Below are 25,885 nucleotides of genomic sequence, written 5' to 3'. Positions count from 1 at the left end.
CAGATGGTTCCGTCATGCTTAAAAGTTTTATGCTCTTAAGCACAGCGGAACCTTTTTTTTTGAAACAATCACTTAAACAGAGGACGATATGACAGAAAAAATTATTGTTGATGCAGGATATAAAAAATCAAAAATAAGCCGGCACATTTACGGTCATTTTGCAGAACACCTGGGGCGGTGCATTTACGGCGGCTTCTGGGTAGGAAAAAATTCTCAGATTCCAAACATTCACGGTTACAACAAAGCCGTAGTAGAAGCATTCAAAAAGCTTAACATCCCTAATTTACGCTGGCCGGGAGGCTGTTTTGCCGACGAATACCACTGGAAAGACGGAATCGGACCTAAAGAAAACAGAAAACGCATGATAAATACAAACTGGGGCGGTGTGGTGGAAGACAATTCCTTCGGAACCCATGAATTTCTGGGGCTGTGCGATGAACTGGGATGTGAACCTTACATCTGCGGAAACGTAGGTTCCGGTTCAGTTCAGGAAATGGATGAATGGATTGAATACATGACCTTTGAAGGCGAAAGTCCCATGGCAAACCTCAGAAAGGCAAACGGACATGAAAAAGCCTGGAGAATTCCATTTTTCGGTGTCGGAAATGAAAACTGGGGCTGCGGCGGAAACATGCGCCCTGAATACTATGCGGATCTATACAGAAGATACCAGACCTTTGTCCGCCAGTACGGAAAAGAAAAAATACAGAAAATTGCCGGCGGTCCAAATGTAGATGACTATAACTGGACAGATGTCCTCATGAAAAATGCCCACTGGCTTATGAACGGACTTTCACTGCACTATTACACGTACGAATATCACTGGGGAGACAAACGCTCTTCTACGGAATTTGATACGGACGGCTGGTACCGTACTGTAAAAAACGCATACCGTATGGAAGAACTTGTCCGCCGTCACAGTGAAATAATGGATAAATACGATCCTGAAAAAAAAGTTGCCCTTGTTGTAGATGAATGGGGCTGCTGGCACCAGGTAGAACCCGGAACAAATCCAGGCTTCCTCTACCAGCAGAATTCTGTCAGGGATGCCGTTACAGCTGCTATAACCCTGAATATATTCAACAACCATTCTGACAGGATACGAATGGCAAACCTTGCACAGGCAGTAAACGTCCTTCAGTCCCCTGTCCTTACGGAAGGAGACAGAACACTTCTGACTCCGACCTGGTATGTACTCCATATGTACAAAGGTCATCAGGATGCTATCCTTCTTCAGACTTCAGCAGCCTGTTCCAGCTGCGGAGATCCGGAAAAAAATCTTGCAGTTCCGTCATTAAGCGTGTCAGCCTCAGTAAAGCACTGTGAAAAATGCTCAAAAGACCTTTACCTTGTTACGCTGGCAAATGCAGATTCCGACTCTTCAAAAGAAATTGAGGTAACAATGGCTCATCTTGGAAGAAACATTAATTCCGCAGAGGCAACGGTTCTTTCCGGCAATGCAATGAATTCAATAAATACTTTTGAAATGCCTGATAACGTTACGGAAAAAAGCCTTACGGCGGAAATTACAGCCTGTGATACGGTAAAAATAACAATGCCGGCCCACAGTGTTGCAGCCATTACAATAAAGGTCTGATACAAAAGTGGAATTAAATAAAATCTGTCCGCAGTGTGAAATAAAAGCTTCCCTTTCAGAGATCTCACCAGAACAGATTATCCAAAATGCAAAAAATCTTCCGTTCAAAGACGGCATAACATCCAGCGATGAACTTTTTAAACGGAGGATGAATGCATGTCTCAACTGCCCTGCCTGCATTTCTCAAACAACCTGCCTCCACAGCGGAGCCTGGTGTGCATTCCGGGCAAGAATCCTTCAAAATACCTGTCCTTTCCCCGGCGGTTCACGGTGGAACTGAAATTTAACATACATTAAATAAATTCTCCTTTGAAAGTGGTAAATTCTGCGTTAAACTTTTAAATACGGCTGTTAACTTCAAAGAGGCTGCTTGCTAAAAAAAGGGTTCAAAGGAGAACATTATGTCATTTCACAGGATTTTAATAACAGGAACAAACAAGCCTCTCATCAATGATTTTTTTAAGCAGGGTCGGGAATTTTTTGAGTTGCTGACATCATCAATGCGGGGAGATGATCTGGATGCACATCTGCGTCTTACTCAACCTGAAGCTTTAATCTGCTGCCTGAATATTGAAAAAGATACAGAACTGCATGACCTGAATTCTTTTGTAAACGTAATCACCAAAAAAAATATTCCTGTAATCATTCTGGGAACAAAAGAAGGTGTCAACCGTTATAAAGGTTTCATTACCCAGTCTCCGACCTATGCCTTTGACGAAAAATACATTCCCCCGCGGACAATGTTCCTTCAGATTGTAAAAATAATCGAAAAAGGAACTGAAGCCCCTGATGAATCTGAAAAAAAACACGTACTGGTCGTTGATGATGATCCGCTTATTCTTAAAGTAATAAAGGAAACCCTTCACGATGATTATGACGTTGCTGTTTCTGTCGGAGGTAAAACCGCCCTTAAATTTCTTGAAACAAAAACAACGGACCTCATTCTTCTGGATTATGAAATGCCGGAACTTAACGGTGTACAGGTACTTGAACGGTTAAGAATGGATCCTAAAACAGAATCCATTCCGGTTATATTTCTTACAGGTAACCGGGATCCTCAAAAAGTAAAGGAAGTCCTGAGTTTCAAACCGAAAGGATACATCCTTAAACCTGTAAACGCTGAAAAACTTAAAGAAACAATAAAGAAAATTCTTGTCTGACGGCTGTAAACTTTGGAATGTAATTACGGTCTGTAATTTTACAAGGAGTGTATTTTGGAACACAATGAGATTATTCTTACAGAACTCATAGATTTAGATACTCTCCAGAACATCCAGGATGCTTTTTCAAACCTGACGGGAATGGCCGCTGCAATTACAGATCAGAAAGGAATTCTGATAACAAAAGACAATAACTTCTGCAATTTCTGCAAAAAATTCACCAGAAATACTGAAGAAGGAAACAAACGGTGCCAGTACTGCATTAAATACGGTGCGGAATATGCCCTTTACGAAGGTGAATACAGCATCTATCAGTGCCACACGGGACTTACGGAATTTTCAGCTCCAATCATTGTAAACGGAGAACCCATCGGCTGCTTTGTAGGCGGACAGGTTACAGAAAAAGAGCTGGATGAGGAATTAATCAGAAAAACAGCAGAAGAAATCGGAGTTAATCCGGATGAATATCTTGCTGCCTCAAAGGAAGTTTCTGTTGCAGAACGGAAGCAGATTGACAAGGCAGCCTCCTTTCTGTTTACCCTTACAAATATTATTTCTGACATTGCCTACGGAAAATATACGGCAACAAAAGCAAACCAGGAACTGGAACTTGCCTCACAGTTAAAATCAAACTTCCTTGCAAACATGAGTCACGAAATCCGCACCCCTATGAATGCAATCATAGGAATGGCAGAACTGGCTCTGAGGGAAGACATTCCCCTAGATGCAAGAAACTACATCAACCAGATTAAATCTTCCGGAAGAAGCCTGCTTACCCTCATAAACGACATTCTTGATTTTTCTAAAATTGAATCCGGAAAGCTGGACCTTATAACCGAAAGTTATGAACCGGTTTCTTTATTTCATGATGTAACAAACATCATGATGACCAGAATTCAAGACAAGGACATTGAACTGATACTGAACATAAAGCCGGATCTTCCTTCGATGCTTGTGGGCGATGCAAACCGAATACGCCAGATTCTCATAAACCTTCTGAACAATGCGACAAAATTTACTCACAAAGGACAGATAAGGCTCAGCGTAGATTTTGAACCGGAAACCTCAGATTCAATTATTTTAAAAGTATGCGTAGAAGATACCGGTATAGGAATAAAAAAAGAAGACTTAGGAAAACTCTTTAAATCCTTTGAGCAGGTTGATTCAAAACGGAACAGAAATATTGAAGGAACCGGTCTGGGACTTGCAATCAGCAAAAGACTTGTAAACCTTATGGGCGGAGAAATTTCTGTAAAAAGCGTCTACGATAAAGGCTCAAAATTTTTCTTTAACATTCCCCAGGAAGTTGAAAACGAATCTGACAGCATAATCATAAATGCAGAAAAAGTTGCCGTCATAGCCGTAATAAAAAATCAATACCTTCTTCAGCAGATGAAAAAAGACATAAGCCGGACTAAAATATTCAGCGTGTTTCTTCCCGACACAGAAAATTTCAAGCAGCGGATCCGTTCACTAAAAAAACAGGCAGGAAATAAAAAAATCTATATTTTTATAGAAGAGTTTTTTCTCTGCAAGGCATTTATCGAAACCCTTCAGGCCTGTCCAGACATACAGGGAATTCTTATTTCAGGATTCTTTTCTGACATAAACGAAAACAGAAAACTTAAACTTCAGAATCTCCTCATCATAAAGAAACCCTGGTCTGTGCTGAATCTTGCTACAATTCTGAATCAGGAGCGCTATGGTACTGAGCCGGAACTTCAGGGAACTCAAACAGGCTTTGCGTTTACGGCCCCACAGGCAAACATCCTTCTTGTAGACGACAATCCTATAAACCTTACCGTTGCAGAAGGACTTCTTGAACCGCTTAAAATGCATGTAGAAACTGCAACCAGCGGAAAGCTTGCCCTTGAAAAAATACGGACAAAAAAATACGACATCATCTTTATGGATCACATGATGCCGGAAATGGATGGAATTGAATGTACCCACACGATCAGAAATAATTTTCCTGAATACAACAATATTCCTATTATTGCCCTTACTGCAAACGCAATAGGCAACATCAAGACAATGTTCCTGAAAGAGGGAATGAATGATTTTGTTGCAAAACCGATTGAAGTAAAAATATTTATTGCAAAGGTAAAACAGTGGCTTCCTAAAGAAAAAATTGTAAAAACCGAAAATGATCTCCAGTATCTTGAAAGAGTTGACTATCCTGAAATTGCAGATCTTGATGTAGAACAGGCCGTCGACAGGCTTGGAAGCCTTGAACTGTTTAATAAAATCCTCAATGAATTTTACAGGACCATTCAGAAAAAATGCAGCCTGATTGAAAACTTCATAAAAGAAAAAGACTATAAGTCATACACGATTGAAGTTCACGCCCTTAAAAGTTCTGCAAAACAAATCGGGGCAAATGAGCTTTCAGAAATGGCGGCAGACCTTGAACGTTACGGTAAGGAAATGGACATTCCTTTCATTCTGGCAAAGACCCCGGAAGTATTTGACAAATACCATTCCTACACGGAACTCTTAAAAGATTACTGCGGACAGCAGGAAGAAGAAGTTCAGAAAACTGCAGTTTCTCCGGAAGAAAAAAAGAATGCCTTTGACTCCATAATATCAGCGGCAGAAAATCTTGACATAGATACAATCGAGACTGCAGTCAAAGAAATGAGCGGCTGGGCTCTTGAAGAAGAAGAAAACCGTCTGTACGAAAACCTGAAGGAAGCTTCAGAAAACATGGACTGTGACAGGGCTGCAGAAATCTGTAAAGAATGGGCTTCTGTCTGTAAATGAGATTTCTTTCTGAAAATCAGGCACTCTCCACTTAAAAAAAGACTTGTTCAAAAGTTCCCGGCAAATTATACTGTTATTTATTGAAAAGGTTTTCATATTTTTTCGGAGGATATTATGGAATTAGAAAATTTTGAATTCTGGTTTGTAACCGGAAGTCAGGATCTTTATGGAGAAGAAACTCTTGCACAGGTTGCAAAGGACTCTAAAGAAATCGTAGAAAAACTCAACGCCTCAGGCTCCCTGCCATGCAGTCTTGTGTGGAAGCCAACCCTTCTTACACCGGAAGCAATTCATCAGACTCTTGAACAGGCAAACGCTGATGACAAATGTGCCGGTATAATCTGCTGGATGCACACTTTCAGCCCTGCAAAAATGTGGATTGCAGGCCTTAACGCATATAAAAAGCCTCTCCTTCAGCTTAATACACAGTTCAACGTAGAAATTCCTTATTCAACAATGGATATGGACTTCATGAACTTAAACCAGAGTGCTCATGGAGACCGGGAATTCGGATTCATTACAAGCCGCATGGATATGCCTCGCAAGGTTATCGTAGGTCACTGGAGTCATGAAAATACTCAGAAGCGCATTGCAGACTGGATGAGGGTTGCCCGTGCAGTTGCTGACGGAAAAACTCTCCGCTGCCTCCGCTTTGGTGACAACATGAGGGAAGTTGCAGTTACTGACGGCGATAAAGTAGAAGCAATGATTAAGTTCGGCTGGAGCGTTCCTTACTATGGAATCGGTGACCTTGTTGCATACATGAACGAAGTTTCTGAAGCAGATGTAAACGCCCTCTTTGACGAATACAATCAGAAATACGAAATCAACTACAACACTGACAACGGTTTCGACAAGGATTTCATCAATGGTCAGATTAAAGAACAGGCAAAGATTGAAATCGCACTCCGCCGCTTCCTTAAGGATAACAACGGTAAGGCCCTCTGTACAAACTTCCAGGATCTTCACGGAATGAAACAGCTTCCTGGTCTTGCAATTCAGAGACTTCTTGCAGACGGATACGGATTCGGTGCAGAAGGAGACTGGAAAACTTCATGTCTCGTACGTACCTTTAAGGCAATGACAGCAGGTCAGGTAGTTGCCGGTAAAAAAGGAAATGCCTTCATGGAAGACTACACTTACAATCTTGTTCCAGGTAAAGAAGCAAACATGGGTTCTCACATGCTTGAAGTTGATCCTGAGATTGCAACCGGAAAACCAAAGATTGAAGTTCATCATCTTGGAATCGGAGACAAGGAACCTCCTGCACGTCTTGTATTCAACACACTTGAAGGCGACGGTCTTGTTGCTGCAGTCGTTGACATGGGCAACCGCTTCCGCTGCGTTGTAAATGAAATCAACGTAATCAAACCTGAAGCAGCCCTTCCAAAACTTCCTGTTGCCCGCATGCTCTGGAAGCCGTATCCGGATCTTATGACTTCTGCAGAAAGCTGGATCTTAGCTGGCGGCGGACACCATACTGCCTTCTCAAACATCGTTACTTCAGACATGCTCCGTGACTGGTGCGAAATGCAGGGAATCGAATGTCTTGTAATCGATAAAGATACAAAGGTTGCTCAGTTCAGAAATGAAATGAGATGGAACACAGGATATTTTAACAGATAATTTTTTCTAAAAAAAACACTGGCAGGGGCTGTCCAATAAGTATGAGTCATTGCCGTGCTCGACAGCCTGTCATTGCCGCATTTGATGCGGCAATCTCTTGTATTGTAATTAAATAGATTTTCGGGTCGGGCCCGAAAATGACATTTTAAGTATGAGTCATTGCCGTGCTCGACACGGCAATCTCTTGTATTGAGGGGGTAGTACAAACCCTCAAAACGTCGACGTATTGTAATTAAATAGATTTTCGGGTCGCGCCCGAAAATGACACTTATAAAAAGTTGTTGACAGCCCGAAAATGACATTTTTTGAACTTTTTGGACAGCCCCGTTTTTTTTACACTTTTCTTAAACAACACTTAACAAATTGAAAAATCCCGGCACTTTTACTACTATTTAAGAATGAAAAAGTTATTCATTGTTTTGGTTTTCTCTATTTTTTCGTTTGCAGCAAATGCCCTTTCGGTCAAAGATTATGTATGCAAAATTGAACCTTCTGACAGCAATCAGGAATATAAAGTCCTTAATACCCTTTACCTTCAGTTAAGCAGGGAATCTTCCTATTCCAGCCTTAAATACCACATATCAGAATTAAAAGAAAAGCTTTCATCCTATGGATTTACCGTAAAACTTTCTGATTCGAACTATTATGTAATTACAAGCTGTACTTCCATGGATGAAGGCAGCAAAGTAAAAATTACTTTCTATGATTCACAGAACAAAAATACGGTAATAGACGACCTTAGCATCACTTATACGGACAGAGACTCAGGCCTTGCCCTTATAAAACTCCCTGCCGGTTTTAACGGAAACAGCTGCGAACTCTACACCCGGCAGCTGGATGAAGATACAGATATTTATACAGTCAGCATTAACGGTAAAACAATTGAATCTTACAGGGCCTACATTACAAATAACAGTAATAAAACAGATGAAATCATCACTTATGCAATCAGCAGAAGATATTATAATCACGAAAAAGGAATGCCGGTTTTAATTAAAATCGGAAACGAATATAAAGTCTGTGCAGCTTCCATTCTTACAAAATTTGAACTCAAAAATAAAGGAGACTACGACAGGGACACTTCCACAGTCCTTCCGGCAAAATACATTCAGAACTTTGCGGACGCATATATTCAGCAGAGTAAAAACATTTCTGTCCCAGACATAAAAGAAACCGCTGAAATTTTTTCTAACCAGATTTCCCTGTATAAAAATGATAAAACAAAAAATGCAGAACAGCTGATTCCGTTTATAAGCAGGGAACTTTTTATAAAATACGGAAACGGCATGGTAAAAAAATATTACGGTCAGATGAAGGACGAAGAAAATACTTTCATTCTGGAAAAATTTAAAAAAAATCCTTTTGATGGAGTAAGAGCCATATTTGCCCTCTACATGCTGAATGAACTGAAAACCGAAAGTAAAAATGCTTTTACGGAATTCACGATAGAAGAAGAAAAAGATTTTTACAGAATCCTTTTTAAGAACCGCAAAGGAAACTCTATCTCTACAGAATGGAAAATTGAAGACGGCCGGTATAAGATTACCTTCTTTGAAAATCTTGCCTCTGAAAAACTTCCTGAAAAATTTACAAGAGGCTTCTTTAATTATGATAATTTTGCCTTTGACTATTTAGATGAAAATTCCGGGCTTACTTTTGAGGGCGGCATCTTTAACCTTATGGAAGATGAAGGCATAAACAGAAACATTAATTCCGGCTATGGAAGTCTGGGAGCAGATTTGATTTTCTTTGGAGCGGGAACCTACTATCAGAATGAAATTGCCCGGCTCACCATAAATAATGAAGAAAAAAATGTACGCATGCATTCCGTCGGCGGATATGCCAGGATACAGATTCCTGTAATGATAAGTCTAATAAAAACTGAGGTTATTCCTTTTATGGAATGGAAAATCGGTCTTGCAAATGCCCATGAACTTTTCTATGGAAATACAGCAAGAATTCATACAGGAACCTCCCTCGGAATTAACCTTGTCTTTATGAGCGACACATTATTACAGCCATTCCTGAATGCTTCTTTTAATTCTAATTCTTACAACGGAAAAGACACTGTTTCATCTTTCAGTGCCGGAGCAGGAATTAAAATCCGTTTTTCCTTAGACATGTAAAGGAACTAGATAACCCGGCGGCTTTTCCACTTGCCCCGGGCATAATGAACTGTAAAAAATGCAGAACGTATAATCCAGTCAAGAATCATTGCAACCCATATTCCGAATGCACCGTAGTCACTGCTTACACCAAAATAACTGCATAATCCGAAATTATCTGTATATTTAAAAAGATATGCAGCTCCGACACGTACAGTCCACATGCTTATCATGCAGATAATCATTGTATAAGCGGCATCTCCTGCAGCCCTCAGTACATTCGGCAGGCTGAAAGAAAGAGGCCATATAAGCATCGCACAGGTTCCGTGGAAAAATACAAACAGATATGCAAGATCAGTAGTGTGTTCCGACATATTAAAAAGTCCTGCAATCGGACGGAGGAAGGCAAGCATTGGAATATTTAAAAGCCACATGAAGGCATAGCAGACAAGCATGATTCTTTTTGTATAATACTGAGCCTGTTCAGGTTTACCGGCTCCCATACACTGACCGGCAACAGTTAAAAGTGCAAAGCCCATTGCCGTTCCCGGAAGAACCTGAAAGCTGGCAATTGTATTTGAGGCGGCATTTGCAGCAATGGCAGCAGTTCCGTAAGAAGCAGTAAGTCCCAGCACCAGAAGCTTGCCTATCTGAAAAGCAGAACTTTCAATTCCGTTGGGAACTCCGATTTTTAAAATGCGTCTTATGATTGTAAAGTCCGGAAGGGTTTTTAAAATGCCTTTTATGTTTACAGATTCTTTACCATCATAAGTTTTTTTTCTGTACAGAAGAAATATTAAAACTACAGCGGCAGCAGTACGGCTTATAAATGTAGGAACGGCAACACCTTCTACCCCTGCTCCCATTCCGTAAATCATCACGGCATTTCCACCTATGTTAATTACATTTATCAGAAGGGCAATCATCATGCTTATGCGGGAATTTCCCTGTGCCCTGAAAAGAGAACTTGCTGCGTTATACAAAGCAATAGATGGAAGGGCAAGAAGAGTAATTAAAAAATAAGTACGGCTTGCCTGCATTACGCTGTAATCAACATTACCAAAAATTCCCGTAAGGATATTTGAACTGAACAGCAGTCCAAATACCATAAAGAATAATGCTATAAAAAAAACAGTAATGATAAGCTGGCGGGCAGTGTTATTTGCCATTTTCTGATTTCTTGCACCAATGTACTGGGAACAGACGACAGCACCACCGGTACTTAAAGCGGCAAAAATCTGCACAAGAAGAATATTTATCTGGTCAACAAGAGAAACCCCGGCTGCAGCTGCTTCACCTTTTGAAGCAACCATAAGAATATCTGCGATACCGAGGGTGTTATTCAAAATCTGTTCAACAAGAAGCGGCCATATTAAATGCCACAAATCTTTTCTTGAAAACAGAAGTTCTTTTTTATTCATTTGATTCCAGGAATAAAGTTTCCAGGATTCCTTCCTCTGCAAGCTGTCCTATTACTTCATTAATTTCATCCAGCAGAGTCTGATTATTATTTTTAATTATTACAGCGTACTGATCTTCACCGTCATGGAAATAACTTTCTGAAACAAAATAGTTTTCCTCAACTTCAGGCGTTACTTTTACGGCAGAAATTACACAGTCAAATTTTCCCTTATTAAGATTTTTAAGAAGGTCTGACTTTACTTCCACAGGAATATATTCAAGGCCAAGCCTCTCTGCAATCTGGCTTCCAAGAACTTTATCGATTTTCTTGAGGGGAGAAACAAACTCTTCAGAGATTTCTACTCCCAGTTCTTTCTGAAGTTCTTCCGGAAGTTCATAATTAGAATTCATATATCCGACTTTAAGTTTACCGTCTTCAAGAGCAATTTCTTCTTCTTCAAGAACAGGATCTGATTTCCAGTTTTTTACAAGAATAATTGCACAGGCAACAAGTACACAAAAAGCAACAAGTGCAAGAACGCAAAGAATAAATTTTACAGGTTTAAACATTTTTACCTCCCGATTCATATATATTCTACCGCTAAATAAAAAAAATGTCTCCATAAAAAAACGGGACCATAAAGTCCCGTTATGTTTTACACACAGCCGTAGCAGGTGCGTGCGGCTGTGGCCGTAGCAAATGCGTGCGGCTGTGGCTTATTCAGCTTACTTATTTAATATTAACCTTCTGGAGTTTCCAGATATCTCTTACATAATCCTCAATAGTTCTGTCAGAAGAGAATTTGCCGGAATTAGCAATATTAAGAAGTGCTTTTCTTGCCCAGCCTTTTTTATCTGCATAAGCTGCCGCAACCTTTTCCTGTGCCTTAACGTAAGCATCAAAGTCAGCAAGAATATAGTAGATGTCAGCCCTCTGACCTTCAACACCATAAACAAGGGAATTATGAATTTCCTCAAACAGGTGTCCTGTTGAATCATAAGTTCCGTCTACAAGCTGGCGGACAACTTTTGCAAGTGCAGGAGAACGGTCAAGATATTTCTGAGGATTATATGAATGCTCTTCATTTATCTTGATGATTTCATCTGAAGTAAGACCGAAGATAAATGCATTCTCCTGTCCTGCTTCTTCTACAATTTCAATATTTGCACCGTCAAGAGTTCCCAGAGTAAGGGCACCGTTCATCATAAACTTCATGTTGGAAGTTCCGGAAGCTTCATATCCAGCAGTAGAAATCTGTTCAGATACATCACTTGCAGGAATAATTTTTTCTGCTACAGAAACACGATAGTTTTCTACGAATACGACACGGAGCTTTCCGCCAACGCGACGGTCATTATTAACCCTGTCTGCTACAGAATTAATAAGCTTGATGATAGCCTTTGCACGGCGATAACCGGAAGCAGCCTTTGCCCCGAAAATAAATGTTCTTGCAGGAGGATTATATGTAGGATCCTCAACAATCTTGTTGTAAAGATACATGATGTGAAGAACATTAAGAAGCTGCCTCTTATATTCATGAAGACGCTTTACCTGTGTATCAAAGATTGAATCCGGATCAAGGAATTCATTCTGTGCATGCTTAAGGTATTCTGCAAGACGTTCCTTATTATGATGCTTAATAGAAATAAGTTCTTCCAGGGTCGCATCATCATCAGCGAACTTTTCAAGTCCCTTAAGAAGAGAAAGATCCTTTTCCCATCCGTGTCCGATTCTTTTTGTAATGAATTCAGCAAGTTCCGGATTAGAACACAAAAGCCAGCGCCTCTGAGTAACACCGTTTGTCTTGTTATTGAATTTTTCAGGATAGATTACAGCCCAGTTCTTAAGTTCCTGTTCCTTAAGGATTTTTGTATGAAGCTCAGCAACACCGTTTACGCTGAAACAGCTGTGGATTGCAAGCCATGCCATGTAAACCTTTCCGTCATGAATGATTGCCATGTGGTTCTGATTGTAATAATCCTCAGGGAATTTCTGGCGGAGTTCAATTACAAAGCGGCGGTTGATTTCTTCAACAATCTGGTAAACTCTAGGAAGGAGCCTCTGGAAAATTTCGATAGGCCACTTCTCAAGAGCTTCAGCAAGAATAGTATGATTGGTATATGCAAACGTCTTCTGAACGACAGACCAGGCATTATCCCAGCCCACATTGTATTCATCAATAAGAATACGCATAAGTTCAGGAATAGCAACAACAGGGTGTGTATCATTAAGCTGAATTACATGATACTTAGGGAACTGAGAAAAATCCGTTCCATGCTGAATCACAAACTGGCGGATTAAATCCTGAAGGGATGCAGAAGTAAAGAAGTACTGCTGGCGGAGGCGAAGTTCCTTTCCCATAGGTCCGTTGTCATTTGGATAAAGTACGCGGCTGATATTTTCTGCATTGTTCTGACGTTCAACTGCACGCTGATACTGAGAATCATTGAAAAGCTGGAGGTCAAAACCGTTTGGAGAAGAAGCCTGCCACAGGCGGAGTGTATTTACAGTATTACATCCGAAACCAACAACAGGCATGTCATACGGAGTAGCAATTATTTCTTCCGCATTTTCAATATAGAAACGGTCCTGTCCGTCAGGTGTCTTTCCGTATTTAATGTCACCGCCAAACCTGACTGTAACAGAAAGGTCAGAACGCTTTACTTCCCATGGATCACGGTGCTTAAGCCAGTTATCAGGGAATTCAACCTGCTGTCCGTCAATGATGTGCTGTTCAAACATACCGTATTCATAACGGATGCCGTATCCGTGTCCCGGATATTCCAGTGTAGCAAGGGAATCAAGGAAACATGCAGCAAGACGTCCGAGACCTCCGTTTCCGAGACCGGCATCAGGCTCTTCATCTTCTATCATGTCAATATTAACGTTAAGTTCCTTAAGGACTCCTTTTACCCCTTCCATGATTCCTGAATTGATAAGGTTATTTGAAAGGGCACGGCCCATAAGAAATTCTGCACTGAGATAGTAAAGCTGTCTTGTTTCTTTTGCTTCATACTCACGGCGAGTTTCCATCCAGTTAGGCATGATAATTTCAAGAGCACTGGCACTTACTGCATCAAACAAATCATGTTTTGTAGCCTGAGAAAAATCTTTTCCATACTGTCTTCTTAAACGAGCCGTAAGGTTTGCCTTAAACTCTTCTGCATCAAACTTCATAAAATCCTCCGTTCAATTACATTACTTAGCTATCAATATTATAAGCGATCCGCTTGGGACCACATAACGTCCCTGGGAACGCAGCAATTCAGCTTCTCCTTTTTTTACAAAAGGAAGTTTCTCATCTGAAGTATCCGCAACCCTGTGCCATTTCTTTCCGTCTTCGGTACATGGAAGGGTTACCAGAATATCCTGCCGGTCAGCATTCATTGCAATGTAAAAATCATTGTCAGCACTGCCGTCATCTTTTTTACAGTCGTTACCGTTAAGCTTAAACGAAACGAACCTTGATATTTTATTCCAGTCAGGTGCTTTTCCGTCCGGTGCATACCACTGAATGTCCGGAAGGCTTGTATTAGAACCGCCCCGGAAAAAACTGCTCCGTCTGAAAATCTGATGGGTAAGCCTGAACTCAACTGCACGTCTTGTAAACTCTATCATGCTTGAATTCATGCTGCAGTTATTCCAGTCATACCAGCTTATGGCATTATCCTGGCAGTAGGCATTGTTGTTTCCCTGCTGTCCCCTGCGGAATTCATCACCACCTAAAAGCATCGGAGTTCCCTGAGAAATAAGCAGTGTAAGAATGAAATTGCGTATCTGCTTATTGCGGAGGCGTTCTACCTGAGGATTTGCCGTAGCTCCTTCAAAACCGTAGTTATAACTCAAATTAGAATCACTGCCGTCACGGTTTCCTTCTCCGTTTTCTTCATTATGCTTGCCGTTATAGCTTACAAGGTCATTCATCGTAAAACCGTCATGACAGGTAACATAATTGATGGAAGCTAAAGGACCTTTTCCTTCGTGGGCAAAAATATCACTGGAACCGGCTATTCTGGTTGCAGCACCGGTAGAAACATTGTCGTCTCCACGCCAGAATTTGCGTATGTCATCCCTGTAGCGGTCGTTCCATTCAGCCCATCTTGACCCCGGAAAGTTTCCCAGCTGATATGCTCCGCCGGCATCCCAGGGTTCTGCAATAATCTTTGTATTGCGTAAAAGAGGGTCTTCACTTATTGCAACCGTAAGTGGCGAATCACTTAAAATTCTTCCGTCTTCTGCCCTGCATAGAATCGATGCAAGATCAAACCTGAATCCGTCTATATGATATTCCGTAACCCAGTAACGAAGACAGTCAATTATAAACTGACGTACCACAGGCTGATTGCAGTTAAACGTATTACCGCAGCCTGAAAAATTCATGTAATACTCTTTATGATTGCCTACCAGATTATAGTAAATCGAATTATCCAGCCCCCTGAAACTAAGGGCTACCCCGTGTTCGTTTCCTTCAGCCGTATGATTGAAAACTACATCCAGAATTATTTCTATTCCGTTTTTATGAAGCTGCTTTACAAGATTCTTAAACTCGTTTACACAGCCCCCCGGGGTCTTATCCGCAGCATAGCCCGCTTTCGGAGAAAAAAAGTTTATCGTTGAATAACCCCAGTAGTTCTTTAACCGTTCTCCTGTCCTCATGTTTATATTAGAATTCTCAGTCTCATCAAATTCAAAGACAGGAAGAAGCTCTACTGCATTTACATTCAGATACTTAAGATAGGATATTTTTTCCGCAAACCCTGCATAAGTTCCAGGATGAGCAACACCGCATCCAGGCTGTGCCGTAAACCCCTTTACATGAGTTTCATAAATGACAGTCTCACTCATGGGACGGTTTATAGGTCTGTCCCCTTCCCAGTCAAAAGATGAACTGTCCGTTACGACACATTTTGGAAAATCATGGTCAGAATCAAATTCATAATCCTCAATATCCTCTTTATCAAAAGGAGGCTTATATCCTGAAGGGAGATTTGAAAATACGGGAGTTGCAGTCAGGGCTTTTGCATATGGATCCAGCAGATACTGCTTAAAATTAAAGCGGTGGCCTGCATGAGGCTCAAAAGGACCGTCTACCTGATACAGATATAAAGTACCGGCTCCTATTCCGGGAATATAAGCATGCCATATATCTCCGGTTCTGTTAACCTTCGGGTCAAATTTCACCCGGGCATACGGCCTGCGATCGTTTTCGTTTTTAAATAAATTTAAAACAACCCTGGTTCCGTTCCTTGAAAAGAGTGAAAAATTTACTCCGCCAGAATCAATTTCTGCACCAAAAGGAAATGGCTTTCCGGGCAATGCTTGCAAAAAATCCATAATCTCTAAAATTATAACACAATTTTGATTTTATACCAATTAATTTACACTATTATCAAGGTTGCATAAATTCGGTTATAATTCTGTTTATGAGCGAAAATGAATTAAAAGTAAACTACGGAACAGAAGATGATTTGCCTCCGGTAGGTCCAAAAACGGCTCTTGTTTCTATAATAGGACGTCCTTCTGCCGGTAAATCAACATTCCTCAATACAGCCAGCGGAGAAAAAATAAGCATCGTTTCTTCAGTACCACAGACTACCCGCAATGCCATAAAAGGAATCGTAAACACCTCTTTAGGACAGCTTGTCTTTGTCGATACTCCGGGACTTCACCAGAGCGATAAAAAACTGAACCTGAAGCTTACTAAAATTGCCCAGGATCAGATTGCCGACAGCGATGTCATTCTTTACATAATTGATTCCACCCGCACTCACGAAGAAGAAGAATGCATCATAGCAAACATGGCTAAACCTTTTGTAAAGAAACTTGTCATTGCAATAAACAAAATTGAAGATCCGGCTGCAGACGTTAAAGACGCAAGAGACTTTGTAAAAAGAATCTTTGCAGACTTTCCGGAAGACCGCATCATAGAAATGAGCGCAAAGGAAGATAAAAACGTAAACGACGTACTCCGTGCCCTTTATGCCCTCTCTCCAGAGGCTCCTAAACTCTACCCGGAAGAATACTATACTGACCAGGAAGTAGACTTCAGGATTGCGGAAATTATCCGTGAACAGGCAATGAACCGTCTTGAGCAGGAACTTCCCCACTGCATTTACGTAAACATCGACCACATAGAAATGAAAAAAGCAAATCTGCTGAGTGTAAGGGCTTCCATCTGTGTTGAAAGAGAAAGTCAGAAAGGAATCGTTATCGGAAAGGGAGCTTCAAAGATAAAAGAAATCAGGGTTGAATCAATAAAAGCCTGCCGCAAGATTTTTGACTACAGGGTTGACCTTGACCTTCAGGTAAAAGTAGACAAAAACTGGCGGCAGAAAGACTTTGTACTCAACAAACTGCTTAAATAGGTACTACTTCAAATAAACCATAAGCAGCATTATGTCACTGTTGCGTATGCCGCTTATGCGTGAAGCCTGACCGAGAGTAAGGGGACGGATTTTTTCAAGCTTTCCCCGGCTTTCGGCAGACAGGGCCGTTACTTTTGAGTAGTCAAAGTTAGCCGGAATGCGGGCATTTTCCATACGGTGCATTTTTGCAACCCGGGCATCCTGCTTTTCTATATAATACTTATATTTATAATCTTCCTGAGCAAGCATCCATTCCACATCAGTAAATTCTTCCGGTTTTACTGCAGAAGGTTTCTTTTCCAGAATGGCAACAGCTTCATCAACCTTAGAATATTTTTTATCCAGAAGATCCATCTGAGCCTGAGAGATAAGGCCTGCTTCAAATCCCTTCCGGCGCAGTCTCCGGTCAGCAGTATCGTGCCTTAACTTAAGGCGGTATTCCGCACGGGCTGTAAACATTCTGTAAGGTTCTTTCGTTCCCAGAGTAACCAGATCATCAATCAGTACTCCGATATAAGCTTCATCCCTTCCCAAAACCAGAGGCTCATAGGACGGAATTTTCTTAAAGGAATCAAATCCGGCTTCTTTCTGGAAGTCACAGAGTTTTTTAGAAAGCAGTGCAGTTTCTTTTGCAGAAATTTCAGCAAAGTTTTTCAGTTCCTCAGAATTAAACACAGGCTTAGGCATGAACCTTCCTGCTTCCATGCTTGAAGGACTTGATCCGTTTGCAGAATCAGAAGCACAAAGGGGACCGCACTCCTTAATGTGAACCCTGGCATAAAGACCTGCATTAATTCCTGCAACAAGTCCCTGACCTGCCGCTTCTTCATAACCTGAAGTTCCGTTTATCTGACCGGCATTAAAAAGCCCTGCAACTCTTTTTGTCTCAAGGCTTGGGAAAAGCTGAGTCGGTTCAACATAATCATATTCAACTGCATATCCAGGACGGGCTACCGTACAGTTTTCAAATCCGGGAAGCGTCCTTAAAAAAGCATCCTGAACTTCTTCCGGGAGGGAAGAACTTAAGCCGTTAAGATAGATTTCATCAGTTTCAAGTCCTTCAGGCTCAACAAAAAGCTGATGTCTCTCCCGCTCAGTAAAGCGCATTACCTTGTCTTCAATACTCGGACAGTAACGGGGACCTACCCCGTGAATTTTTCCGGAAAACAAAGGAGATCTTCCTATGTTGTTCCTTATTATTTCATGAGTCTTTTCATTTGTATAAACCAGATGACATGGAACCATAGGACGGTCAACGCTTTCGTCATCAAAGCTGAAAGGAATGACATCTGCATCACCATCCTGAAGTTCCAGTTTTGAAAAATCAACGGTATGCCTGAGAATACGGGGAGGAGTTCCAGTCTTAAGCCTTCCTGTCGTAAATCCAAGCCGGTTAAGGCTTTCCGTAAGACCGAAGGCACCGCCCTCACCGATTCTTCCGCAGGGAGCATCGTATTCTCCGATAAAAATTCTTCCGCCTAAAAAAGTTCCTGTAGTAAGTACAACACTTCTGCATGGAATTACACGGCCGCGTTCCGTAACAACGCCTATGACCTTCTGCCTCATTCCGCTTTTTGCAGCTTCAGTGGCATACTCATAGCCTGCACCACCGCGCTTTTCTCCGGGAATAGTTCCATACTCAGCAGCACTGTCACTCTGTTTCGGAAGAGGTTCGTCAGAAGCAACTGTAAGAATATCTACAACCGTATCCATAAGGGTACTTAAGTTTGGAGTAGTCTCCAGGGTTTTTCTGGCAATCTGTGAATAAAGAAGTTTATCTGCCTGACTTCTTGGAGCCTGAACTGCAGGACCGCGGCTTCTATTTAAAAGACGGAACTGAATCATTGAACGGTCAATAAGTTTTCCCATTTCTCCGCCCAGTGCATCGATTTCCCGGACAATATTTCCTTTGGCAATACCTCCGATTGAAGGATTGCAGCTCATTCTTCCTATCGAATCAATTGTCTGTGTTATGAGAAGAGTCTTAAGCCCCATGCGTGCATTTGCAAGACAGGCTTCTATTCCGGCATGACCTCCGCCGGCAACAATTACATCAAATGAATCATAAAACGACATGTTTCTGAGTATAGTGATTTATCAAAAAAAAGAATACTGGTGATGATTTAAAAACAGTCCGCTTAAAAATCCCCGTCCAGAGGAATCTTTCCCTGAGGTTCAAATTCACCGGCAAGGGCACCGAACAAAGCCGCATAAGAGTAGTTTGAGTAGCTGTACCCGCATAAAATCGTATCAGCCCAGTCAAAATCTTCCAGCACATGAACAGGAGACATTATGCTGAGGATTATTACCCGCTTTCCCATATCCCTCAGCCGCTTTGCAATATTTGCCGTATGCCTGTCATATACCGTAATTATAATCGTGTCATAGCGTCTGGCAGTATAGTAAAGACCGTCTGCATTCCAGCTGGAATAATTGCTTTCGTCTTCCTTCAGGGAATAACTGAAATGAAAAGTATCAGCCGAAGGATAACGCTTTCTTCCCTCGTCAAAAAGAGAATTAAAGGGTCCTGCAATCAGAATGCTCTCACCATTATCCCTGTAGGGAAACTCTCCCTTTCTGTAAACACTGATTGAACGGCAGGCCTGCTCAAGGAAAAACTTCTGCCCTTCCTTATCAGGAATATATTCATAGATGGTTTTTTCGTCAGGATAAAGGGGTGCTGCATCAGGACTCTTAAAATACTTAAGTTTTGCAAGAATTACATGACGGGCTGCTTCCCGGACACGGTTTTTAAATTCCGTGCTGCTCTGCATCAGGGCAAGGTTTTTTGTCCATATCTGAGAACCTAAAGTTGCAGTTTCTGAAGAAATAATAATGTCGTTACCGGCCTCTATTGCCATTGTAAAGGCCTTGTGAGCGGAACCGGCAAAAAGAGTCGCTCCGTTCATCTGCATGTCGTCGGTAATGATAAGTCCCTTGTAGCCCAGCTTATTGCGGAGAAGTTCCGTAAGCATTTTTTTAGAAAGGCTGGCAGGAGTACCGTCCGGTTCTATATTCGGAAAAGAAAGATGTGCGCTCATGATTGCAGGAATGCCTGCCCTGATAAGGTATTTAAAAGGAACAAGTTCCCTGGATTCAAAAACCTCTTCATCAATATTAATCTGAGGAAGCTTACCGTGACTGTCCTGAGAAGTATCTCCGTGTCCCGGAAAATGTTTTGCCGTAGGAATTACGCCGGCTGCTATAGAACCAGCTGCAAAGGCTTCTCCTAAAATTCCTACATTCACAGGATCAGAACCGAAAGAACGTGGACCGATTACTGTTGAACCTAAATCCGTATAAATATCTACGGTAGGCGCAAAATTCATGTTGATTCCCAGCGCCTTGATTTCTTTATTAATGTAATACCCTGAATAATATGCATCGATCGGATATCCGGAAGCACCGATTGCCATATTGCCGGGAGTGTCAGAAGTTTCTCCCTTTACATGACGTATCCACCCGCCTTCCTGGTCTGTTGCAACAAAAAGCGGAATCTTAAACCTTCTGCCTGCTGCTTCCGTCTGCAAAATACGCACTGACTTTGCAACTTTCCTTATATCTTCAGTGTTCCATCCAAAAACTTTAACGCTGCCGAGACCTCTCTGTATGACCCAGGAATTAAGAAGATCACTTGGTTCTGCTCCTGCCCAGCCGAACATAAGTATCTGAGCAAGAAGCTCTTCATCACTCATGCGGCTTACAAGGGTTTCTGCCAGAACATCATCAGGATAATTGCTCCAGAAATCCACATCCTGAGGAAGGGAAGTCTGAGCATGAGAAAGCCCGGTAAAAACAAAAAAAGACAAATATATACTGAATAAAAGTTTTTTCATAAGATGCAGCTATTGTAATTAAAAACAGCAACTTAAAAAAGGGTACTCATGGTAAATGACAGGCTGACTTTACCTTTATCTTCTCCATGAAGATGATATTCCCCCTGAAGTCCAAGTTTAAGAACAGCAGCACTGTTTGCAAAAGCACCGGTGTTAAGACCCGGCTGAATGAACAGGGAAGCGTAAACTCCATCCTCGTATTCCATGTCATCAACAAGATCCAGATCATCTTTTAAGTAACGGATTTCATAGTCCCGGTTTTCATTCTTTAACTGGCCGTGATAACCGCCTGTAAGAAGGATGCGGTTAAAGTAAACAGGAATCATTCCGTAACCCCGCTGTATTTCATATCCAAAAAGAACACTTTCTGCATTTATGTAGGCAAAAGTTTTTCTTGCAGACAACAGCGCCCCGTAAATCCTGACAGGGAGATTATAAGTAAAATTATTCACGCAGGAAACAGGAATAAGAAACGGAAGAGCAATTTCTGCATATGGATAAACAGAGTTGTAGCGCATTCCGCTGATCCAGTCAGGATCTTCTCCGTCTATTCTTGTTATGCCGACATTTTTTATTCCGGCTCCTATTGCAAAACCTGAAGATTCATAGATTCCGCTTCCAGTTTTGTGAATTGTAGAAAAGGCAAGTCCTGCATCGTTTACTGTATATGCATAGTTATTAAGATCAACAGAATAATCTTCATTTCCGGCATCCTCAAGAAGGGAATAAATTTCTCCCCTTCCCACAAATGTCATGTTGGATTCAGTAAGCACAATGGAACTGTTATTCCAGAGCCTGAGACCGCTGCTGAAATAAAATTTATTTGAAACCTGAGTAAATCCCTTTGCATCAAAAAGAAGATTTACAGTATCTGAATATTCATACAGAGAAGTAGTTCCCTGACCTGAAAAACCGAGAGTAATTCCACCATAAAGATCAAATACATCAAAGCCGACACCAAATGTTACTGAATCAGAATCCCAGGGATTATTACGTTCAAAAACAACACCCAGCGGAACAGAAGATTCTTCTACACCATCGTCATTCATCTTTTTACCGGCGTCAGTAAAATTCATCATGCTCAGCTTTGAAAGGATAAGAAAACTTCCCCTCGACCAGTAAAGCTTTTTATATGGAAGGGAATCAGAAATTTCTTCCTCTGAGTCAGCAGCCTCTGATGAGGAATAAGAAAGTACCGGCGCACTGCTCTTTTCAAGGGAAAGTCCTTTCTTTACAAGAAGGGAACCGTTGTCATAAAAGAATGCTGCATAAACTATTTCTGAAGCATTTCCGTTGAATCTCTGCACTACAGGCTGATAGACACCACCGGAAACATCTGCATCCTCAAAATACAGTTCGCAGGATTTTTTTGAAGCATTTTTTCTGTCTGCAAAAGAAATGAATCCTGCCCGCGGAAAACTGTCTTTTCTGACAAAAGAAAAAGAAAGGGTATCTGAAAAAGGATCCGGGTTAAGGGTTCTGATTCTTACATCCTCAGGCATCCGTACAAAAGAAAAATCCGGAGTATCAGAGTTCAGGCTGTCTGCAAAAAGTACGCTCCACGAAAGTCCGTTTTTATAAATAAATGCAGCGGAAGCTTCACCTGCCTGTACAGGAGAAAACAGCTGGTCCCCCCTGGAAAATGCAGTTTCACTTACCTTTTCAAATGAAGATTTTTTTTCATTAAGCCGGAACACGCACAGAGATGAAGTCTGCCCCGTAATTTTAACAGCTGCAAGATAATAAGTTCCCTCAGAATTTATAACACAGGCTTCCCTGAGACCCTGCTCCTTTACGTCAATCCACCGGTCTTTCTTAATGTCATAAACACTGACGCGGCTCTTGGGATTCACATGATTTAATGCAGTGTATGCAACAGAAAGATAGCGTCCGTCCAGACTTACCTTTAAGGAATTAAAATCTGAATGTTCAAAAAGCTTTTTCGGACGGAAATATCCGGCTTCTGTTTTTCTGCACAGATAAACTCCTGTTCCTGAGTCGTCTGAATAAATGAATCCGTCATTAAAGGCCGTGAGATTTGAATAACGGGAACCCCGCCTGTTTTTTACAGAAGGCTTTACCGTATGAGAAAAGAAGTCCGTAATATTTTCTTCCTCAAGAGGATTCTGCTTAATTTCAGGAACAGAAACTGAAGCCTTAAATTCTTCCCATGCCTGATTAAGGGAAACCGGATAAGTCTTGCCGAATGACCACTTGAAGGTAAAGCCGCCGCCATTTACAGCGTTGTACCAGAATTTATTATAAAGTTCAGGACCGTACTTTTCTCTAAGAAATTTTACAAAAGGACCTCCGAAACTATAGGCACTGGAACCTGCAGGATACTTCGACCTTGCACCGGTTACATCCCCGTATCCAGGAAACTTTCCGCTGAGTTTTGCCTGCCTTACGGTATGAAGATAGAAACCGTCATTAAGCCTTCCTTCTCCGTTACGGCTTTCATATTCAACGGCAGCCCCTTCTTTAATGAGGGAAGGCATTACAAAAATAGAACCCAGGTTTATGTTGTCGGAAAATATATCAGCCAGTTTTCTGGCTCCTGAAGAACGCATGTTGATTGAAACTGCATGGGTCAGTTCGTGGGTAAAGGTTCCGATAAACTGATTGGAAAAAACTGCCATGTCATCATCACTGCCAGTATCATACAGGACTATGTGATTGAAATTATTAGTAGTAAAATATGCATTAAAAATATCAGTGCCGTTAGTTACCACAACAGGAATCCTGAACTGAGGTTCTCCTTCCTTTCCGCCCTTATTTGCAGGAACGTTATAATCACGGCAAAGTTCTTCATAAATTGAGTCACATTTTTCAGAAAGTTCAAGGGCAGACCTGGTACATTCCTCTGCATAAATTATATCAAACCATTTTGTGCTGACAGTCCTTATCTGATCCGTATCAGCCATAAGTCCGCCGGCCGCATAGGCATTATAAAAACTGTTATTTATAGAAGAAATTAAAATTAAAAAAGAAAAAAAACAAACTTTTTTTAACATATGACCCCTGCCATGGAGAAGAAATATTACAAACTTTATTTAAATTCTTCAATAAAATTTATGAAAATTCCCGCACAAAACTGTAAAAATTAGCAATATTTGCGGATAATTAAAATATTTTCAATCAAATTCACTTGCTTAAATGACTTATTTATGTAAAATTTCCACCGCTATGTTTACGAACAACAAAATTCTATCAGAAAAGATCCGGGGAGCTGCTGCATTTAGCATTTTTTTTACAGTACTTTGCGCAGCCATCGTTATTTTTATTCCGGACAACTCATCCCTCAACAGCACAGAATTACAGCTGTCTTTAGAAGAAGAAAACGAGGAAGATTTTTTCTTTGATTTTAATCAGGACGATATTTCTGAATTAGTACTTGATACTTCAAAAAAAGAAGACCAGGGACTCAAATATTATCGTCAGGCAGAAAGCAAGGCAGCCGTTGAATGGTTCTATGCCCGCATTACAGGAAGCACAGAAATTGCATCAGCCGTTCTTAAGGAAGCAGACGCAAATGACATTCCCCTTTCACTTGCCTTTGCCCTCGCACACACGGAAAGTTCCTACAATGTAAACGCATATCACAAAAACACCAACGGAACTATCGACAGGGGACTTTTTCAGCTGAACAATACAAGTTTTCCGAAACTTACGGAAACAGAATTCTACGATCCTGCCGTATCAGCAAAATACGGACTTGCACACCTTAAGTTCTGCATTACGACAGCCGGAAACGAAATTGCCGGTCTTGCAATGTACAATGCCGGAACTGTAAAAGTTCGCCGCAATGGTACACCACAGATAACCCTGAACTATATTTCACAGATTGAACATTACAAGGCAGCCCTTGAAGAAAACTTTGAATCAGAAGTAATTTCCTTCTTTGAAGACGGCGGATTAAAGAAACTTGCAATGAGATAAAAAAAATGCTGTCCGTATAAAAGTGTTAAATACACTCCTCTACAGGACAGCTTTTTTTTACAGATATTAAAGATTACACTAATTAATATTTTTGTAATTTTCCACAAAATTTTCTATTGTTTCATCAATACCTTTTTTCAATATATTTCCCAGCATAAGTAAATCATTTGCATTATCTGTTTTTTGGTTATCACGTTCAAAAAACTGACCAGGCTCTACATTTAACGAAGAAGCAAGTTTTACAATTGTTTCTGGAGTTCCCCATTTATTCCCTGACTCCAAATCACACAGATACCCCACTGATATATCTGCTTTTTCAGCTAACGCCATTTGAGTTAGGTTATTTATCTTTCTAATTCTTCTTATGTTGCCTGCAACCATCAACCTGAATTCTTCTGAAGTCATTGATAAATATTATTCTCTAAAAGAGAAACTTGACATATTCTATAAGTGAAAATATAATTCTCTATAAGAGAAAATTAATTTCTCAAAATTACATCTACAAAAAGGAGAGAATTATGGAATCAACAAAAGTTGATATGTTCCTTGCTCAAAACTCAAAAAAACTGCCTGCCGACAAGATTTATTTAATCAAAGATAAACTTGCAAGTGTAGACGATTCCCGTTTCATGGTTATTTCTTCAGTAGAACTGAAAGACCCAACAACGATAACAATTATCAGTGTTCTTTTAGGAAGTCTTGGTATCGACCGTTTTATGATTGGAAACATCGGCTTAGGAATCTTAAAACTCCTTACCATGGGACTCTGTGGAGTCATGACAATCATTGACTGGTTCCTCATTGGAAAGAAAACAAGAGAAGTAAACTTCAATGAACTGATGAAGGTACTCTAAGTCAGAATGTAAAATGCACCCTGAAATTGAACTTCATTCATTCAACTTTCAAGGTGCATTTCAAAATCAAAAACTATCCGTCTGCATTTTTACAGTACTATTTATGACATGTCTGAACAGATTCATACTGAATTTTCCCTGTCCTACCTGCGGAGTAACTCATGCTATGCTCAGCCTTCTGCAGGGTAATTTAAAACAGTATTTTTACTTCAATGCAATGGCACTGCCAATGTGCATC

The 25,885-nt window shown here is 40.8% G+C and carries 17 protein-coding genes and 2 pseudogenes; 10 read left to right on the top strand and 9 right to left on the bottom strand.

What is annotated here, in order from left to right:
• Positions 1-88 precede the first annotated feature (88 nt).
• The 6 genes from HNP77_RS08530 (at position 89) to HNP77_RS08505 (ending at position 9,272) form a co-directional block, all read left to right on the top strand.
• Complete coding sequence (locus HNP77_RS08530) at positions 89-1,597, top strand: alpha-N-arabinofuranosidase (protein ID WP_184652746.1); 1,509 nt, start codon at positions 89-91, stop codon at positions 1,595-1,597.
• 7 nt (positions 1,598-1,604) lie between these two features.
• Positions 1,605-1,877, top strand: a complete 273-nt coding sequence (locus HNP77_RS08525) for a hypothetical protein (RefSeq protein ID WP_184652745.1) — start codon at positions 1,605-1,607, stop codon at positions 1,875-1,877.
• 121 nt (positions 1,878-1,998) lie between these two features.
• Entirely contained in the window at positions 1,999-2,757 is a 759-nt protein-coding gene (locus HNP77_RS08520) for a response regulator (protein WP_184652744.1), read from the top strand.
• Between the two features lie 54 nt (positions 2,758-2,811).
• A complete protein-coding gene (locus HNP77_RS08515; protein ID WP_184652743.1) occupies positions 2,812-5,520 on the top strand; it encodes a PocR ligand-binding domain-containing protein in 2,709 nt (902 codons plus the stop codon).
• A 114-nt stretch (positions 5,521-5,634) separates the two neighbouring features.
• Positions 5,635-7,146 (top strand): L-arabinose isomerase, encoded by a 1,512-nt coding sequence (gene araA, locus HNP77_RS08510; protein WP_221266554.1) that lies wholly within the window; start codon positions 5,635-5,637, stop codon positions 7,144-7,146.
• A gap of 398 nt (positions 7,147-7,544) precedes the next feature.
• Entirely contained in the window at positions 7,545-9,272 is a 1,728-nt protein-coding gene (locus tag HNP77_RS08505) for a hypothetical protein (RefSeq protein ID WP_184652742.1), read from the top strand.
• Positions 9,273-9,277: 5 nt separating this feature from the next.
• Here HNP77_RS08505 and HNP77_RS08500 read toward each other — a convergent pair whose 3' ends face one another.
• From HNP77_RS08500 to glgX, 4 genes are all read right to left on the bottom strand, one after another.
• Positions 9,278-10,672, bottom strand: a complete 1,395-nt coding sequence (locus HNP77_RS08500) for an MATE family efflux transporter (protein ID WP_184652741.1) — start codon at positions 10,670-10,672, stop codon at positions 9,278-9,280.
• Positions 10,665-11,222, bottom strand: coding sequence for a transporter substrate-binding domain-containing protein (locus HNP77_RS08495; RefSeq protein ID WP_184652740.1), 558 nt, complete (start codon positions 11,220-11,222; stop codon positions 10,665-10,667). Before HNP77_RS08495 ends, HNP77_RS08500 begins: the two co-directional genes overlap by 8 nt.
• Positions 11,223-11,382: 160 nt before the next feature.
• Positions 11,383-13,830 (bottom strand): glycogen/starch/alpha-glucan phosphorylase, encoded by a 2,448-nt coding sequence (locus HNP77_RS08490; RefSeq protein WP_184652739.1) that lies wholly within the window; start codon positions 13,828-13,830, stop codon positions 11,383-11,385.
• A 21-nt stretch (positions 13,831-13,851) separates the two neighbouring features.
• On the bottom strand, positions 13,852-15,987 hold the full coding sequence (gene glgX, locus HNP77_RS08485; RefSeq protein ID WP_184652738.1) for a glycogen debranching protein GlgX: 2,136 nt from the start codon (positions 15,985-15,987) through the stop codon (positions 13,852-13,854).
• Between the two features lie 89 nt (positions 15,988-16,076).
• On the opposite strand from glgX, the gene era reads away from it, so the two are divergent.
• Positions 16,077-17,018, top strand: a complete 942-nt coding sequence (gene era, locus HNP77_RS08480) for a GTPase Era (RefSeq protein ID WP_184652737.1) — start codon at positions 16,077-16,079, stop codon at positions 17,016-17,018.
• Between the two features lie 3 nt (positions 17,019-17,021).
• On the opposite strand, the gene HNP77_RS12550 is transcribed toward era, so the two are convergent.
• The 4 genes and pseudogenes from HNP77_RS12550 to HNP77_RS08465 all read right to left on the bottom strand — a co-directional run bounded on the left by HNP77_RS12550 (position 17,022) and on the right by HNP77_RS08465 (position 23,778).
• The gene (locus tag HNP77_RS12550; RefSeq protein WP_484600381.1) at positions 17,022-17,201 is read right to left on the bottom strand and encodes a hypothetical protein; all 180 of its coding nucleotides are present in this window, start codon (positions 17,199-17,201) and stop codon (positions 17,022-17,024) included.
• Positions 17,202-17,507: 306 nt separating this feature from the next.
• Positions 17,508-19,094: pseudogene (locus HNP77_RS08475) on the bottom strand (tRNA uridine-5-carboxymethylaminomethyl modification enzyme MnmG/GidA); the annotation flags it as partial.
• Between the two features lie 62 nt (positions 19,095-19,156).
• A complete protein-coding gene (locus tag HNP77_RS08470) occupies positions 19,157-20,854 on the bottom strand; it encodes a glycoside hydrolase family 3 protein (protein WP_184652735.1) in 1,698 nt (565 codons plus the stop codon).
• A gap of 32 nt (positions 20,855-20,886) precedes the next feature.
• On the bottom strand, positions 20,887-23,778 hold the full coding sequence (locus HNP77_RS08465) for a hypothetical protein (protein WP_184652734.1): 2,892 nt from the start codon (positions 23,776-23,778) through the stop codon (positions 20,887-20,889).
• A gap of 262 nt (positions 23,779-24,040) precedes the next feature.
• On the opposite strand from HNP77_RS08465, the gene HNP77_RS08460 reads away from it, so the two are divergent.
• On the top strand, positions 24,041-24,793 hold the full coding sequence (locus HNP77_RS08460) for a transglycosylase SLT domain-containing protein (protein WP_184652733.1): 753 nt from the start codon (positions 24,041-24,043) through the stop codon (positions 24,791-24,793).
• Between the two features lie 78 nt (positions 24,794-24,871).
• Here the strand turns inward: HNP77_RS08460 and HNP77_RS08455 are convergent, their stop codons facing one another.
• The gene (locus HNP77_RS08455) at positions 24,872-25,198 is read right to left on the bottom strand and encodes a helix-turn-helix domain-containing protein (protein ID WP_184652732.1); all 327 of its coding nucleotides are present in this window, start codon (positions 25,196-25,198) and stop codon (positions 24,872-24,874) included.
• A 113-nt stretch (positions 25,199-25,311) separates the two neighbouring features.
• On the opposite strand from HNP77_RS08455, the gene HNP77_RS08450 reads away from it, so the two are divergent.
• Together HNP77_RS08450 and HNP77_RS12510 are read left to right on the top strand one after the other, a co-directional pair.
• Positions 25,312-25,647, top strand: a complete 336-nt coding sequence (locus HNP77_RS08450) for a TM2 domain-containing protein (RefSeq protein ID WP_184652731.1) — start codon at positions 25,312-25,314, stop codon at positions 25,645-25,647.
• 13 nt (positions 25,648-25,660) lie between these two features.
• A pseudogene (locus HNP77_RS12510) lies at positions 25,661-25,828 on the top strand (hypothetical protein); the annotation flags it as partial.
• Positions 25,829-25,885 lie beyond the last annotated feature (57 nt).

The organism is Treponema rectale (assembly GCF_014202035.1).
In the GTDB taxonomy this organism is placed as follows: Bacteria; Spirochaetota; Spirochaetia; order Treponematales; family Treponemataceae; genus Treponema_D; species Treponema_D rectale.
The sequence above is the reverse complement of the archived record's forward strand: the minus strand, read 5'-3'. Positions and strand labels throughout refer to the sequence as shown.